Annotated in this window: 1 protein-coding gene; it reads right to left on the reverse strand. The window is 68.0% G+C overall.

Going from position 1 to position 869, the window contains the following annotated elements:
- Positions 1-10 precede the first annotated feature (10 nt).
- Positions 11-828 (reverse strand): IS5 family transposase gene (locus ACLJWH_RS41955; protein ID WP_411147072.1). Its coding sequence is split into 2 segments (ribosomal slippage): positions 11-471 and positions 471-828, totalling 819 coding nucleotides; the frame shifts between segments, so codons are not numbered across the junction.
- Positions 829-869: the final 41 nt, after the last annotated feature.

Here is an 869-nt window from a genome sequence, read left to right on the forward strand (position 1 = left end):
ATAGGATGTCTCACGTGGTGAGTTTCGCGAGCTTCTTGTAGCAGGTGAGGGTGGCTGCGAGGCCAAGGAAGGCGAGGAAGTGGGAGCCCTTTCGCTCGTACCGGACGGTGAGCCGGCGGTAGCCGAACAGCCAGGCGATCGACCGCTCGATCTTCCAGCGGTGCCGGCCAAGCCGCTCGCTTGATTCGATCCCGGGACGTGCGATGCGCGGGACGATCCCTCGCTCTCGCAGCCAGGTGAGGTGTTCGGCGGAGAAGTACGCCTTGTCCGCACGGAGCTTGACCGGTCGGCGCCGCCGTGGCCCCCGGCGGGATCGGACGGCGGGTATTCCGCGGATGAGCGGCTTGAGGGCCAGGCTGTCGTGGGTGTTCGCACCGGACACCGCGACGGCCAGAGGGATGCCCTGGGCTTCAGACAGCACGTGCAGCTTGCTGCCCTTCTTGCCGCGATCGACCGGGTTCGGCCCGGTCAGCGTGCCCCCTTTTTGGCCCGGACCGAGGCGGCGTCGACGATCGCCGAGGCCCAGTCCAGCTCGCCCCGCGCACCGAGTTCGTCCAGGACCGCCCGGTGGAGCCGACGCCACAGCCCCGCCCGGGTCCATGCGGTGAACCGTCGATGCGCCGTCGCGGGTGAGACCCCGAACGTCTCCGGCAGATGCCGCCAGGCACACCCGCTGGTCAGCACATACACGATCGCCGTGAACACGGCCCGCTCGTCACACGGAGCGGTCCCGCCACCCTGCGGACGGGAGTTGAACGACGGCAGCAACGGAGCGGCCAGTCCCCACAGACCATCAGGAACCAGCCGCTGCGAAAGATCGACACCCACAAGCAGCAATGATGCCCCAGTTCACCACGTGAGACATCCTC

The organism is Streptomyces sp. x-80 (genome assembly GCF_046549095.1).
GTDB classification, from domain to species: domain Bacteria; phylum Actinomycetota; class Actinomycetes; order Streptomycetales; family Streptomycetaceae; genus Streptomyces; species Streptomyces celluloflavus.